General features: G+C 63.8%; 12 protein-coding genes. 6 read left to right on the plus strand and 6 right to left on the minus strand.

The window, feature by feature from the left end; translation table 11 throughout:
• The first annotated feature begins 1 nt into the window (after position 1).
• Together M2267_RS02535 and M2267_RS02540 are read left to right on the plus strand one after the other, a co-directional pair.
• Positions 2–505: a CAP domain-containing protein gene (locus M2267_RS02535; protein WP_429112269.1), complete on the plus strand. Its 504-nt coding sequence runs from the start codon at positions 2–4 to the stop codon at positions 503–505.
• Between the two features lie 310 nt (positions 506–815).
• The gene (locus tag M2267_RS02540; RefSeq protein WP_429112271.1) at positions 816–2,174 is read left to right on the plus strand and encodes an MATE family efflux transporter; all 1,359 of its coding nucleotides are present in this window, start codon (positions 816–818) and stop codon (positions 2,172–2,174) included.
• Here the strand turns inward: M2267_RS02540 and M2267_RS02545 are convergent.
• Positions 2,150–3,235 (minus strand): quinone-dependent dihydroorotate dehydrogenase, encoded by a 1,086-nt coding sequence (locus tag M2267_RS02545; RefSeq protein WP_429112273.1) that lies wholly within the window; start codon positions 3,233–3,235, stop codon positions 2,150–2,152. The genes M2267_RS02540 and M2267_RS02545 overlap by 25 nt on opposite strands.
• Complete coding sequence (locus M2267_RS02550) at positions 3,232–3,579, minus strand: DUF952 domain-containing protein (RefSeq protein ID WP_192447914.1); 348 nt, start codon at positions 3,577–3,579, stop codon at positions 3,232–3,234. The genes M2267_RS02545 and M2267_RS02550 overlap by 4 nt, the downstream gene beginning before the upstream one ends.
• Before the next feature lie 169 nt (positions 3,580–3,748).
• Between M2267_RS02550 and M2267_RS02555 the strand changes: the two genes are divergently transcribed.
• Both M2267_RS02555 and M2267_RS02560 read left to right on the plus strand, forming a co-directional pair.
• A complete protein-coding gene (locus tag M2267_RS02555) occupies positions 3,749–4,168 on the plus strand; it encodes a hypothetical protein (protein WP_043613169.1) in 420 nt (139 codons plus the stop codon).
• 81 nt (positions 4,169–4,249) lie between these two features.
• Positions 4,250–4,900 carry a response regulator gene (locus tag M2267_RS02560; protein ID WP_429112275.1) on the plus strand — a complete coding sequence of 217 codons (651 nt, stop codon included), beginning with the start codon at positions 4,250–4,252 and terminating at the stop codon, positions 4,898–4,900.
• A gap of 63 nt (positions 4,901–4,963) precedes the next feature.
• Here M2267_RS02560 and M2267_RS02565 read toward each other — a convergent pair whose 3' ends face one another.
• Entirely contained in the window at positions 4,964–8,467 is a 3,504-nt protein-coding gene (locus tag M2267_RS02565) for a PAS domain-containing hybrid sensor histidine kinase/response regulator (protein WP_429112277.1), read from the minus strand.
• Between the two features lie 260 nt (positions 8,468–8,727).
• On the opposite strand from M2267_RS02565, the gene mscL reads away from it, so the two are divergent.
• Entirely contained in the window at positions 8,728–9,156 is a 429-nt protein-coding gene (mscL, locus tag M2267_RS02570) for a large conductance mechanosensitive channel protein MscL (RefSeq protein WP_043613162.1), read from the plus strand.
• Between the two features lie 206 nt (positions 9,157–9,362).
• The gene (locus M2267_RS02575) at positions 9,363–10,529 is read left to right on the plus strand and encodes a pyridoxal phosphate-dependent aminotransferase (protein WP_429112279.1); all 1,167 of its coding nucleotides are present in this window, start codon (positions 9,363–9,365) and stop codon (positions 10,527–10,529) included.
• A gap of 33 nt (positions 10,530–10,562) precedes the next feature.
• Here the strand turns inward: M2267_RS02575 and M2267_RS02580 are convergent, their stop codons facing one another.
• The 3 genes from M2267_RS02580 to M2267_RS02590 form a co-directional block, all read right to left on the minus strand.
• On the minus strand, positions 10,563–10,871 hold the full coding sequence (locus M2267_RS02580) for a chorismate mutase family protein (protein ID WP_429112281.1): 309 nt from the start codon (positions 10,869–10,871) through the stop codon (positions 10,563–10,565).
• Between the two features lie 508 nt (positions 10,872–11,379).
• Positions 11,380–12,384, minus strand: coding sequence for a cytochrome d ubiquinol oxidase subunit II (cydB, locus tag M2267_RS02585; RefSeq protein WP_429112283.1), 1,005 nt, complete (start codon positions 12,382–12,384; stop codon positions 11,380–11,382).
• Positions 12,374–13,801 (minus strand): cytochrome ubiquinol oxidase subunit I, encoded by a 1,428-nt coding sequence (locus tag M2267_RS02590; protein ID WP_429112284.1) that lies wholly within the window; start codon positions 13,799–13,801, stop codon positions 12,374–12,376. The genes cydB and M2267_RS02590 overlap by 11 nt, the downstream gene beginning before the upstream one ends.
• Positions 13,802–13,887 lie beyond the last annotated feature (86 nt).

Genomic DNA, 13,887 nt, shown 5'->3' on the forward strand with positions numbered 1-13,887 from the left:
GATGCAGGACCGTTTTCTTCTGATCGAACGCCGCGGCCTCCTGCGCGCGACCGCCATCCTGTCGCTCGGCGCGCTCGCCGGCTGCAACACGTCCAAGGTGCTGATGCCCGAAAGCGGCACCGGCAGCGACCAGACCGCAGCGAGCCTCGGCTATGTCAACAAGCTGCGCAAGGGCAAGGGCCTGACCGAGCTCGTCGCCGACCATGCGGCGTCCGTCGCGGCGATGCACCAGGCTGCACGCATGGCCAAGGCCGGCAAGATGCAGCACCTGATCGGCTGGAACGACAGTTTCTACGACCGCATGAAGGGTCAGGGCGTGACGCTTCCGGCCGCTGAAAACATCGCCGTGGGCCAGGACGACGCCGAGCGCGCCTATGACGCCTGGTACAGGTCGCCCAAGCATCTTGAAAACATGCTCGGCAATTACCGTGGCCTCGGCGTTGCCGTCGCGCAGAACGCAGCCTCCGGCAACCGACCCTTCTGGGCGATGGTGCTTTCGGGCTGAATCAGCTGCATTCGTATAGAACTCCGCCCCTCATCCCCCTGCCGGGACCTTCTCCCCGCAGGCGGGGAGAAGGCGGATAGTTGCGCCCTTTCGATCCATCATGACCGCTGACGGGACTGGCCTCCGACGGGTATCAAGGGGTGTGACGTCGCGTTTGCCACGTCCCCTCTCCTCGCGTGCGGGGAGAGGGCTAGGGTGAGGGGCTCTTGCCGCGTTGGGACGTTTTCGCCGAACTGCACGACGCGCTTGCATCCGCCCATGCTCATTCCCTAAAACGGTCATCTCTCATCCAACACGCCCGGACCGCCCGATGACCGCTGCCTCTTCCGTCTCGCCGGGCGATCCCGCCGGCCCGTTCCATGTCACCCATCGGCTGATCCTGGCGATCGCATTGCCGATGACGCTCGGCTTTCTGACGACGCCTCTGCTTGGTCTCGTCGATACCGCCGTTGTCGGACGCATGGGGCAGGCGACCTTGCTGGCGGGTCTTGCGGTCGGGGCCATCCTGTTCGACCTGATCTTCACCACCTTCAACTTCCTGCGAGCAGCGACCACGGGCTTGGTTGCCCAGGCCTATGGTCGCGGCGATCGGCGCGAGCAGCAGGCGGTGTTTTGGCGATCGCTGATCATCGCGCTTGTTTGCGGCACGGTCAGCCTTTTCCTTTCGCCGTTGCTTCTGTCGGGCGGCCTCTGGTTGATGGGGCCGGAGCCCGAGGTAGCCGGCGTCACCAGCACCTATTTTCTCTGTCGCATCCTTTCGGCGCCGGCGGCGCTTGCCAACTACGCCATCCTCGGCTTCGTGCTCGGCCGCGGCGAGGGCACCATCGGCCTGATGCTGCAGACGCTGATCAACGGCATCAACATCGTGCTGTCGATCCTGCTCGGACTGGTGTTCGGCTGGGGCGTGATGGGGGTGGCGTTGGCGACCGTGACTGGCGAAGTGATCGGCGCGCTCGTTGGCTTCGCCATCGTCTATGGCCGTTTCGACAGCAGGGATGCGCCAAGCTGGGCCGAGATCTTCGATCGCGAACGGTTGAAGCCGCTCTTCGGCCTCAACCGAGACATCATGATCCGCTCGTTCCTGCTTCTGGCAGCCTTCACGCTGATGACCCGCATCGGCACTGCCTTCGGGCCGGTGACGCTTGCCGCCAATGCGGTGCTGATGACGATTTTCCTTGTTGCCGGCTACTATCTCGACGGCCTCGCCAATGCGGCGGAACAGCTCATCGGGCGCTCGATCGGTGCCGGTTACCGCCCGACCTTCGATCGCGCACTCCGGATGACGGCCGCCTGGTCGCTGGGGCTCGCGCTGGTGACGACCGTCGCCTTCCTGCTGTTCGGTGACGGGCTCATCGATCTCCTGACCACGGCGCCGGATGTACGCGCGGCGGCTTACGAATACCTGCCCTGGGCGGCGGTGACGGCGATGACCGGTGCGCTTGCCTTCCTGATGGACGGCGTCTTCATCGGCGCCACCTGGTCGCGCGAGATGCGCAACATGATGCTGGCGGCCTTTGTCGGCTATGCCGCAGCACTCGCCGTGCTGGTCCCCGCCTTCGGCAATCATGGCCTGTGGGCGGGGCTGAACCTGTTCCTGCTGATGCGGGGGCTGTTCCTGTTGTCGCGGATCCCGATGAAGGCGCGTCAGACGTTCTTGCCGGCCCAATAGTCGAGACGGCTGTCGCGGATATCGCGGATCGAGGTGAGCCGCTCGCGATCGCAGAGATCCGAGAGGCCACGTACGATGCGGCCGGGCAGGGCCGGGCCTTCATAGACCATGCAGGAATAGAGCTGCACGAGGTCGGCGCCCGCGCGGATCTTCTCTGCCGCGGTTTCGGCCGAGCTGACGCCGCCGACGCCGATGATCGGCAGCTTCGGGCCGACGCGCTTGCGCATGCGGGCAAGCACGGCCGTCGACTTATCAAAGAGTGGCTTGCCCGAGAGGCCGCCGGTCTCCTTCGCCTGGGCCTGGTCCTTCAGGCCCTCGCGCGAAAGCGTCGTGTTGGAGACGATCAGGCCGTCGAGATCGTGCGCCAGCACTTCGGCGGCGATATCGTCCATGCCTTCCTCGGTGAGATCGGGCGCGATCTTCAGGAAGATCGGAACGCGGCGATTGCTCCTCAGGGCCTCTTCGTCGCGCGCCGAGAGCACGGCTGACAGCAGGGCGGCGAGGCTTTCGCGCGCCTGCAGGTCGCGCAGGCCCGGCGTATTCGGCGAGGAGATGTTGGCAGTGAAATAGCGGGCGACCGAGTAGAAGGTATGGATGCCGCCGACATAGTCGGCGATACGGTCGGCGCTGTCCTTGTTGGCGCCGATGTTGACGCCGATCAGCGCATCGCGCGAACAGGCCTTCAGTCGCGCCAGCGCTGCGCCATGGCCTTCATTGTTGAAGCCGAGGCGGTTGATAACGGCCTCATCCTCGACCAGCCGGAAGATCCGCGGCTTGTCGTTGCCGGCCTGCGGCTTCGGCGTGACGGTGCCGATCTCGGTGAAGCCGAAGCCGATCTTCAGAAGCGCTTCCGGTACCTCGGCATTCTTGTCGTAGCCGGCCGCCATGCCGATCGGGTTCGGAAAAACGATGCCCGCGACCGTCTGCGAGAGCCGCTTGTCGGCCTTGGCAGAACAGTTCGGTACGAGCCCGGTCTTCAATGCCTTGATCGAAAGGCCGTGCGCAGCTTCCGGATCGAAGAGGAAAAGGCCGCGGCGGGCAAGGCTGGTCAGCGGGTTCATGCATCAAGTTCCGGGAAGATATGCGCGCCATCGGCGCCGAGCGGCAGTGGTTTTTCCCAGACGACGGCCGACAGGAAGAGGGGGGCATAGAGATGCGGGAAGAGAGCGCCGCCGCGTGAGGGCTCATAGACCAGTTCTTCGCCGAGCGCGTCGCCGTCGACGGCAACCAGCAGCAGGTCTACCTGTCCCTCGAAATAGCGCGCCGCCGTCTCGACCACCTGTTCGCCGGTCGAAAAATGGACGTAACCGTCGGCGAGATCGACGGGCGCGCCGTCGAAGCGTCCGCTGCGCTTGGCTTCCTGCCACAACGATGCCGGAACGATTTTGTAGATGATGGAACCCATGGTGCCCGTCTGTCCCCGTAATTTTCTGTCGTGGCCTTGCCGTAAATATCGGCGATTGTCCATCGCAGAAGGACGACGATTCGCGCATAATCCGCGGTGAAGACCGATTTCGCTCTTCTCGTTCGCGCACAGATCACGTCCCGGCAAGGATCGTAACGGAGAAGATGTCATGAAAAACGCTGCTGCCATACTTCTGTTCGGCACCGGATTGGCTCTGGCCGGCGGCGCCAGCGCACAGGATCCGGCCCCCGGGCGCTACAGCATGCAAAAGTCCGAGACCGGCATCGCCCGGCTCGATACCCAGACCGGCGAAGTGTCGCTGTGCCAGGAGAAGGACGGCCAGTTGGTCTGCCGCATGGCCGCCGACGAGCGAGCCGCCTTCGAACAGGAATTGGACCTCCTGACGAAGCGGGTCGAGGCCTTGGAAAAGACCGCCAAGGCCGGTGAAAGTGTCGCAAAACAGGACCTTCCGGCTGAGGAAGAGATTGACCGCGCAATGGGCATCATGGAAAGAATGATGCGTAGGTTCATGGATATCGTGAAGGATCTCGAAGGCAGCGACTCCACTCAGGAGCCGCAGAAGACCTGAGTTGCCGGATCGGCCATGCGGGATGCGGATCGGCGCGTGGGGGCGCGCAGATTTCAGCCCGGGCTCTTGGGAGGGAGCAGCATGACACCGGACATGACCATCATCATCGCGGACGACCATCCGCTGTTTCGCGGCGCGATGCGCCAGGCACTGAGCGGCGTGGACGGCGCGCCTGCCATCGTCGAGGCTGGCGATTTCGCAGCCGCGCGCAAGGCGGCGGCGGACAACGCTGACGCCGACCTCATGCTGCTCGACCTGACCATGCCCGGCGTCAGCGGGCTCTCTGGTCTGATCGCTCTTCGCGCCGAATTTCCGAGCCTGCCGGTCATGGTGGTGTCGGCCCATGACGACCCGGCGACGATCCATCGCGCGCTCGATCTCGGCGCGTCCGGCTTTCTTTCGAAATCGGCCGGCATCGAGGAAATCCGCGAGGGGATCGAGAAGGTGATGGCCGGCGAGGTCTTCGTTCCCGCGGGTTACGACCAGGCGCAGGAATACGAGCCTGAGGTCGCCGATCTGCTGCAGCGCCTGCAGACCTTGACGCCGCAGCAATCCCGCGTGCTCAGCATGCTCGGCGAGGGCCTGCTCAACAAGCAGATCGCTTACGAACTCGGCGTCTCCGAGGCGACGATCAAGGCGCATGTCTCGGCGATCCTCTTAAAGCTCAATGTCGACAGCCGCACCCAGGCGGTCATCCAGCTTTCGAAGATCGGCACCGTTGCCGCCGCCTGATGCGGCCCGCTTTGACTTTGTGATATCCCCTTGTTTCAGGCGGCCCCGAAATGCGGGAGCCGTTCATTCCGCAGCGGTTCGTGCCGCCGTCGAAAGTTGCGTCAGCCAGGCGCGCATCGCCGCCGGGCGCACCGGCTTGTTCTGGATCGCGATGCCGTCGCGTTCGGCCGCGGCGCGCACCTCCGGCGAACGGTCGGCCGTCACCAGCAGCGCCGGCGTCGCTTCGCCGGTCGATGCCCGGATGCGCGCGACCGCCTCGATGCCGGTCCCGTCGTCGAGATGGTAGTCGGCGATGACGGCATGCGGCTTCTCGCCGGGCTGGGCATTGAATTCGGAACAGGCAGCCAGCGATTCCGCCGTGCTAACGATGCAGCCCCAGCCGGAAAGCAGCACCCGCATGCCCTCGAGGATCCGCGGCTCGTTGTCGATGCACAGCACCCGCAGGCCGTTCAGCGCCTCGCTTGCCTTGCTCTGTGGCACCGGCCGGACAGCGACGCGCTCGCCGGCGCTGGCATCGAGCGGTAGGGTCACCTTGAAGCCCGTGCCCTTGCCGGGCGTCGATTGCAGGCTGACCGGATGGTTGAGCACGCGCGAGATGCGGTCGACAATAGAAAGCCCGAGTCCAAGGCCGGAGGCCGTGCGTGCGCCTTCGTCCAGTCGGGCGAATTCCTTGAAGACGGTGCGGAACTTCGACTGGGGAATGCCGATGCCGGAATCGAGCACCTCGATTGTCGCCATGGCGCCATGCCTGCGCACCCCGACGAGCACCTTGCCGCTGAGCGTGTACTTGATCGCGTTGGAGACGAGGTTCTGGACGACGCGGCGCAGCAGGTTCGGATCGCTACGCACGACAAGCGATGTCGGCATGATGATCAGTTCGAGATCCTTGGCTCGCGCCATCGGGGCAAAATCGGTCTCGATCCTTCTAAGCAATTCGTTGAGCGGAACGGATTGTATCCGCGCCTTCATGGCGCCGGTGTCGAGGCGTGAAATGTCGAGCACGGCGCCAAGAATGGCCTCGACCGATTCCAGCGAGGAATCGATATTTTCGACCAGCGTGCTGTTGTCAGATTCACCGAGCCGCTCGACGAGGGACGAGGAGTAGAGGCGAGCGGCGTTGAGCGGCTGCAGGATATCGTGGCCGGCGGCGGCAAAGAACCGCGTCTTGCCGATATTGGCCTCTTCCGCGGCGGCCCGCGCCTCGGCGAGTTCCCGGTTCACCCGGGTCAGTTCGCCGGTGCGCTCGGCCACGCGCAGTTCCAGCGTCTCGTTCGCCTGCTTCAGCGCCATGTCGGCGGCGACGCGCTGGGTGATGTCGGTATAGGTGGTGACGATGCCCTTGTCGGGCATGGCGTTGGTGCGCACTTCGATGATGCGCTCGCCGTTGCTGAGTTCGAGCAGGAAAGGTTTGTCGAGCGTCAGGAAGTTGGCGACCAGCCCCTTTTCCTGATCCTTGCGAATGTCACCGCGCTTGGTGAGGATCGAGACAATATCGGCAAGCGGGAAGCCGACCTGGCCGGCTGCTTCGGGGAGATCGAGAAGCTGGCGGAAGCGCCGATTCCAGATGATCAGGTTGTTCGCATTGTCGAAAACGGCGATGCCCTGGTCCATCTGCGAGAGCGCAGTCTGCAGCATATCCTGATTGTATTGCAGCGCCTCGCTCGCCTGGTCGAGCAGCCAGGCCGTCTCGGACGAGGTATCGTCGCCGCGCTGCAGCGCGAGCGAAAGCACCAGCCGCGCCGAGGACGAGCCGATGGCGCTGCCAAGCAGTTGCTCGGAGAAATGTACCACCGCCATGTCGGCGGGCGCGTTGTCGTCCAGCCAGCGTCCGGTCTGGCGCTCATAGGTATGGAAGGAGCGCTGCATGCGCTCGGCGCCCATGTAGCGGGCGATCGTCGCCTTGAGGTCGCGCACGGTGACCTTGGTCTTGCGCCCGCGAAAGGCGCCTTCGGTGCGCGACCGCCGGGTGATGAACACGCCGGCCTGGAAGCGTTCGATCGGCTTCGGCGTGCGGGTCAGCGATCCGAGAATATAGGTGGCACAGTTGACGAGCAGGCTGAGCGTCGTGGCGTTCACCAGCGGGTCCGCATCGGGGCCGGAGAACAGGTCGGTGAACGGCAGCAGGAAGCTTAAGACCGTCGTTGCCACATGGGAATTGTCGGGTCCGCCGAGGCTCGGTAGGAAAAGCAGATAGGCCCAGACGAGAAAGCCTGAGACCATGCCGGTGATCGCGCCGCGGGCATTGGCCTGGCGCCAGACAAGGCCGCCGAGCAGCGCCGGCGCCATCTGCGAGATGGCGACGAAGGAGAGCAGCCCGAGCGAGGCGAGGCCGGCGCTGATGTCGGCGGAGCGATAGTAGGCGTAGCCGAGCAGAAGCACGGCGAAGATCGCGGAGCGTCGGATGTTGAGCAGCGTGCCGGCCAGGTTTTCCTGCAAGCCGCCGCGTTGGCTGAGGTTGCGGCGCAGGAACACCGGCATGACGATGTCGTTGGAGATCATGATCGACAGCGCCACGGACGCGACGATCACCATCGCGGTCGCCGCTGAAAAGCCGCCGATGAAGGTAATCAGCGTCAGCACCGGCAGACCGTTGGCGAGCGGCAGCGTCAGGAGGTAGAGATCGGCGTCGCCGGAGCCGGAGAAAGTGAGGATGCCGGCAATGGCGATCGGCAGCACGAAGAGATTGATGCCGATCAGGTAGAGCGGAAAGAGGATGCCGGCGGTGCGAAGCTCGCCTTCGGTGCGGTTTTCGACGACCGTCACATGGAACTGCCTGGGCAACATGATGATCGCAAAGGCGGAGGTGACGATCAACAGCACCCAGCGCGCTATCGGGGTCTCGTAGGAAAGCGCCGACTGCACGGCAGGGCTTTGCGCGGCCAGAGACCACAGATGAGCCGGGCCGTTGAAAATGACGAAGACGATGTAGAAGCCGGCGGTGACGAGGGCCACCAGTTTGACCAGCGATTCCATCGCGATCGCGAGGATCAGCCCGTCCTGGTGCTCGGTCGCATCCGTATGCCGCGTGCCGAAGACGATAGCGAAGCAGGCGAGGAAGAGCGTGACCAGCAGCGGCAGGTCGATGAAGCTTTGCCCGGCGCCGATGCCGTAGTCGCTGGTGTTGATCATGGCGGCGACCGAACTCGAGATCGCCTTCAGTTGCAGCGCGATATAGGGAATGGCGCCGACCAGCGAAATCAGCGCTACGATCGCGGCCACAGCCGGGTTCTTGCCGTAACGCGCGGCGATGAAGTCGGCGACCGATGTCAGCTTCTCGGTCTTGGCGAGCCGTATGATCTTGCGGATCAGCGGCATGCCGAGCGTGAACATCAGGATCGGGCCGATATAGATGCCGGTGAATTCGAGCCCGCGTTCGGCCGCAAGCCCGATGCCGCCGAAATAGGTCCAGGAGGTGCAGTAGATGGCAAGGCTCAGCGCATAGACGAGCGGCCTGCCTTTCAGCGCAGCGCTGTTCCTCCTGGCCCGCCTGTCGCCATAGCTCGCCACTGCAAACAGCAGCAGCAGATAGGCGAAGGCCGAGGCAAAGATGACCGAACCCGAAAGCATGCCTCATTCCTCCAGGGCGGAGCATAGGACAAGTCCGCCGGGTTGAGAATTGCCCTCGCATGAGTCTTAAGTTCAAGGCTCGACACGAGAAATCGGTGTGCAGCGCCAGCTGCCTTCCCGTTCCTGCTCTATCCGGTGCTAATTGATCAAAGGCAAAGAAAGGTTTTCTCGCTGCCCGCTTTGGTTTAGTTTCCGTAAACGCTTGCAGCGCGGGACAGCGCCGCCGGCCGTTTTCAAACGGGGATAATACGGAGAGATTTATGCTGAATGAGTTCAAGGAGTTTATTGCCCGCGGGAACGTGATGGATCTCGCGGTCGGTGTCATCATCGGCGCAGCCTTCAACAAGATCGTGACGTCGGTCGTCGAAGACCTGGTCATGCCGATCGTCGGTGCGCTCACCGGCGGCGGCTTCGATTTCTCCAATTACTTCCTGCCGCTTTCGGCCAACGTGACGGCCACGTCTCTCGCCGCCGCCCGCCAGCAGGGCGCCGTCTTTGCCTACGGCAACTTCATCACCGTGCTGATCAACTTCCTGATCCTTGCCTGGATCATCTTCCTGATGATCAAGGCGGTGAACCGCATGCGCGCTTCGATGGAAAAGAAGAAGGACGAAGCGCCGGCCGCACCGCCGCCGGAAGACATTCTGCTGCTCTCGGAAATCCGCGACCTGCTGAAGCAGCGCGCCTGAGTTTTTCCTCGCGGCCCTGGCTTTGCCGGGGCCGCGAAACATCACAAAAATCGATAAATCGGTCAGATAAAGTCGCGTGATCGCCTCGGCGAAAGCGGCTAGAAGCAACGGGCAAACCGGAGCGGTCCATTTCGCTCTAGTCCATTGGAATCTTTCATGATGATTTCAGGCGGCAGCCTGCACCATCGTGCATCCGGAGCCCGCCGATGACCACGCTTGCCACCATCAGCCCCCGCGCGCTTTCCGCGCCCGAAAGCGGTATCGTCGAGGTGGTGAACTATGCCCGCGGGCGCGAAGGCCTGATCCCGCTCTGGGTGGGCGAGGGCGACCTGCCGACTCCTGCCTTTATCAGCGATGTCGCGCGCGATGCGCTTGCCGCCGGCGAGACCTTCTATACCTGGCAGCGCGGCATTCCGCCGCTGCGCGAGGCGCTGTCGCGCTACTATCAGCGCCGCTTCCAGAAGACGCTTTCGCCCGAGCATTTCTACGTCGTCGGCTCCGGCATGCAGGCGATCAAGCTGTCGATCGAGGCGATCGCCTCGCCCGGCGACGAGATGGTGCTGTTGACGCCGGCCTGGCCGAACTTTGCCGCCGCCGCCGATCTCTCCGGCGTCCGGCCGGTTTCGGTCGAGTTGCGCTTCGAACACGGCAAGTGGCAGCTCGATCTCGATCGGCTGCAGGCGGCGATCGGCCCCAAGACCAAGGCGCTGTTCATCAACACCCCCTCGAACCCGACCGGCTGGACCGCGACCCGCGAGGAACTGGCCGCGATCCTGGCGCTGGCGCGCAGGCACGGGCTCTGGATCATCGCCGACGAGATCTACGCGCTCTACTATTATGGCGGTGCCCGCGCGCCGTCCTTCCTCGACGTGATGGAGGAAGGCGACCGCATCCTCTTCGTCAATTCCTTCTCGAAGAATTGGTCGATGACCGGCTGGCGCGTCGGCTGGATCGTCGCGCCGCCAGAAATCGGCCAGGTGCTCGAAAACCTGGTGCAGTATTCGACCTCGGGTGTCGCCCAGTTCCTGCAGCGGGGTGCTGTCGCAGCGCTCGACGAGGGTGACGCCTTTGTCGATGCCAATGTCGCCAAGGCGGCAAAGAACCGTGATGTCTTCTGCGACGCGCTGATCGCCACCAACCGGGTGGAAACGCTGAAGCCCGACGGTGCGCTCTACGCGTTCCTGAAAATCGATGGCGTCACGGATTCGCGCGCGGCCGCAATCGACATCGTCGATAAGACCGGTGTCGGCCTGGCGCCGGGAACCGCGTTCGGTGACGGTGGCTCGCTGTTCATGCGCGCCTGCTTCCTGCGCGATCCGGGCCACGTGAAGGAAGCGGCGGACCGCCTGCAGGGTTACATTCTCGGGCGCTGACAGCCGCAGGCCGAAAGATCGGCGACGGAGACGTTACTCGTTGCCGGTTTCGCCGAGCAGCTTCTGCTCGTGGGCGATCGCGTGGCCGATCAGGCGAGCCCAGATGTCTTCGTAAAAATCAGGGTCGAGGTTGACGCGCACGGCGTTCTTGCGGGCGTTCTCGCGCACTTCCATCACCCGCGCCGGAATGTCGGCCTTCAGCTTCAGCGGTGCCTTGATCTCGGCCGCCCGGTCGATATAGCCCCAGCGCTCGGCAAACAACGCCATCAGCGCCTGGTCGAGCCTGTCGATCTCCGCTCGCACGTCGGCCATGGTTTCGCATTGCGCGGGGGTTTTCTGCATCTGTCTCGTCCAATTGCCTGGGGCGCGGCCAGCGCGGGCCAGGATGTTCGAGCGTCCCTCGGCTTTCAGCAAGCGGGGCGCTTCTGCGGCGCACTGCTAACAAACGGCGAGCTGTCTTGGAAGGGGCAACAGGGTCGCAGCCGGCGACCCTTCGAGATGGTCACCTCAGCAGGCGATCGCTTTGCAGGGGAGGAGGGTGCGGTCCTGTCTCCGTCTGCGGCGATCGCCTGCTGACGTGTTAAAGGGAAGTTAGCCGGCCAAGCTTGAGCGAGGCTTTTTAGAGCGGGATGAGGAAAAGTGTCTGCGGTTTTCCGCCCACATCTCGCTCCAGCCGATGAGCGGGATGAGGAAAAGTGTCTGCGGTTTTCCGCCCGCATCCCGCTCCAATGGATCGATTACGTTCCGATCATCAGCTTGATCGCAAGGCCGACGAGGGTGACGGCCGCCACCCCCGCGCACCAGAGGCCGACGAACCAGAGAAGCTTGCGGCCGGTTCCTGTTTCGCTGGTCAATGGTAGCCCTCCTCCGGGTCGACCTTGCCGCGGAACACCCAGTAGGAATAGGCGGTATAGGCGAGAATGATCGGCACCAGCACCAGAGCGCCGGCAAGCAGGAAGGAGAGGCTTTCCTCAGGGGCCGCCGCATCCCAGATCGTCAGCGATGGCGGCACCATATAGGGGTAGAAGCTGATGCCGATACCGGCATAGCCGAGCACGAAGAGGCCCAGTGCAGCGATGAACGGCCGGCTGTCGTGGCGATTGCGGATGCCCGTGATCAGCGCATAGAGGCAGCCGAGAACGAGCGCCGGCACGATGACGCTGAAGATCGCCGTCGGAAAGCTGAACCAGCGGTCCAGATATTGCGGCTCCAGGAACGGCGTCCACAGGCTGACGATACCCATCGCGGCAACGGTGGCGAAGGAGCATTTGAGCGCGAGGTCGCGAGCCCGATCGGCAAGGTCGCCATGGGTCTTCATCACCAGCCAGGTGGCGCCGAGCAGCGCGTAGCCAACGACGACGGCAATGCCGGTCATGATCGAGAACGGCGTCAGCCAGTCCCACCAGCCGCCGACATAGGCACGGTTCTCGACCGGAATGCCCTGGACGAGCGCGCCGAGCGTGATCCCTTGCGCGAAGGCCGCCAGCATCGAGCCGCCGGAGAAGGCCCAGTTCCAGAGATATTCGGCCCGGCGCGTACGCCAGCGATATTCGAAGGCGACGCCGCGGAAGATGAGGCCGATGACCATGGCGATGATGGGCGCATAGAGCGCCGGCAGGATGGTCGCGTAGGCCAGCGGAAACACCGCCATCAGGCCGCCGCCGCCGAGCACCAGCCAGGTCTCGTTGCCGTCCCAGACCGGGGCGACGGAATTCATCATCACGTCGCGGTCGTGCTTCTCTGGGAAAAACGGGAAGAGAATGCCGACGCCGAGGTCGAAGCCGTCGAGAATGACATAGGCGAGCACCGCAAAGGCGATGATGCCGGCCCAGATGAACGGCAGATCAAACTCCATGATGGCCTCCCTTGGTGTTTGCATGGCTGCTGTGGATGGCGGGGCCCGGCATGATGCCGGAACTGCGCAATGGTCCTTCGCCGAGCTCCGGCATCGGATCGCGCGGCAATCGCGCCATCAGCCGGAGGATGTAGAAGGTGCCGGCGCCGAAGACGAAGAAATAGACGATGATGAAGGCGATCAGCGAGGCGGCGACCGCGGGTGCCGCGATCGGCGCCACCGAGTTTGCCGTCAGCAGGTGGCCGTAGACGGTATAGGGCTGGCGGCCAACTTCGGTCGTGACCCAACCGGCGAGCACGGCGACGAAGCCGGCAGGCCCCATGGCGATCGCGGCACGGTGCAGCCAGACATTGCTGTCGAGCGTGCCGCGATAGCGACACCAGAGCGACCAGAGCCCGATGCCGAGCATGGCGAAGCCGAGGCCGACCATCACCCGGAACGACCAGAACACGATGCCGACGGGCGGATGCAGCTCCTCGGGGATCGTATCGAGCCCGGCAAGCGGCGCGTTGAGATCATGCTTCAGGATCAGGCTCGAAAGCTTCGGGATCTCGATTGCATAGTCGACGCGCTTTTCAGGCGAGTTCGGAATGCCGAAGAGGATGAGCGGCGCACCGTCCGGATGGCTCTGGTAGTGACCCTCCATCGCCATCACCTTGGCCGGCTGGTGTTCCAGCGTGTTGAGACCGTGCATGTCGCCGGCAAAGATCTGGATCGGCGCGACGATCGCCGCCATCCACATCGCCATTGAGAACATCTTTCGCGCCCGCCGTGGCGCCGTCTTGCGGATCAGGTGCCAGGCGCCGCAGGCACCGACGACGAAGGCCGTCGTGAGGTAGGCGGCCAGAACCATGTGGGTGAGGCGATAGGGGAAGGAGGGGTTGAAGACGATCGCCCACCAGTCGACCGGGACGAATTGGCCCGCCTCGTTCATCGCAAAGCCCGCCGGCGTCTGCATCCAGGAGTTCGCCGAAAGGATCCAGGTGGCCGAGATCAGCGTGCCGATGGCGACCATGACGGTTGCGAGGAAATGCAGCTTCGGTCCGACGCGATTGAGGCCGAACAGCATGACGCCGAGAAAGCCTGCCTCGAGGAAGAAGGCGGTCAGCACCTCATAGCCCATCAGCGGCCCGATGATCGGCCCCGCCTTGTCGGAAAAGACGCTCCAGTTGGTGCCGAACTGGTAGGACATGACGATGCCGGACACGACGCCCATGCCGAATGCGACGGCAAAGATCGTCTTCCAGAAATTGAAGAGCTCGAGATAGACCTCGTCCTTCTTCCACAGCCACAACCCTTCGAGCACCGCGAGGTAGCTCGCAAGCCCGATGGAAAAGGCGGGGAAGATGATGTGGAAGGAAACGGTGAAGGCAAACTGGAAGCGAGCGAGCAGGGTCGCATCGAAACTCTCAAACACGGGCGCAATCCTTTCAGACATACGGACGCGACGCGTCGCTGACGCGGGCCGTATCGCTCTGGCTGCTGCATCATTCGTCCGGTGAC

It is taken from the genome of Ensifer sp. KUDG1 (assembly GCF_050434285.1).
In the GTDB taxonomy this organism is placed as follows: Bacteria; Pseudomonadota; Alphaproteobacteria; order Rhizobiales; family Rhizobiaceae; genus Ensifer.

Bases quoted from the DNA above. Each gene is read 5' to 3' on its own strand.
- M2267_RS02535 (WP_429112269.1), top strand. From the start codon at position 2: ATGCAGGACCGTTTTCTTCTGATCGAACGCCGCGGCCTCCTGCGCGCG.
- M2267_RS02540 (WP_429112271.1), top strand. From the start codon at position 816: ATGACCGCTGCCTCTTCCGTCTCGCCGGGCGATCCCGCCGGCCCGTTC.
- M2267_RS02545 (WP_429112273.1), bottom strand. From the start codon at position 3,235: ATGAACCCGCTGACCAGCCTTGCCCGCCGCGGCCTTTTCCTCTTCGAT.
- M2267_RS02550 (WP_192447914.1), bottom strand. From the start codon at position 3,579: ATGGGTTCCATCATCTACAAAATCGTTCCGGCATCGTTGTGGCAGGAA.
- M2267_RS02555 (WP_043613169.1), top strand. From the start codon at position 3,749: ATGAAAAACGCTGCTGCCATACTTCTGTTCGGCACCGGATTGGCTCTG.
- M2267_RS02560 (WP_429112275.1), top strand. From the start codon at position 4,250: ATGACACCGGACATGACCATCATCATCGCGGACGACCATCCGCTGTTT.
- M2267_RS02565 (WP_429112277.1), bottom strand. From the start codon at position 8,467: ATGCTTTCGGGTTCGGTCATCTTTGCCTCGGCCTTCGCCTATCTGCTG.
- mscL (WP_043613162.1), top strand. From the start codon at position 8,728: ATGCTGAATGAGTTCAAGGAGTTTATTGCCCGCGGGAACGTGATGGAT.
- M2267_RS02575 (WP_429112279.1), top strand. From the start codon at position 9,363: ATGACCACGCTTGCCACCATCAGCCCCCGCGCGCTTTCCGCGCCCGAA.
- M2267_RS02580 (WP_429112281.1), bottom strand. From the start codon at position 10,871: ATGCAGAAAACCCCCGCGCAATGCGAAACCATGGCCGACGTGCGAGCG.
- cydB (WP_429112283.1), bottom strand. From the start codon at position 12,384: ATGGAGTTTGATCTGCCGTTCATCTGGGCCGGCATCATCGCCTTTGCG.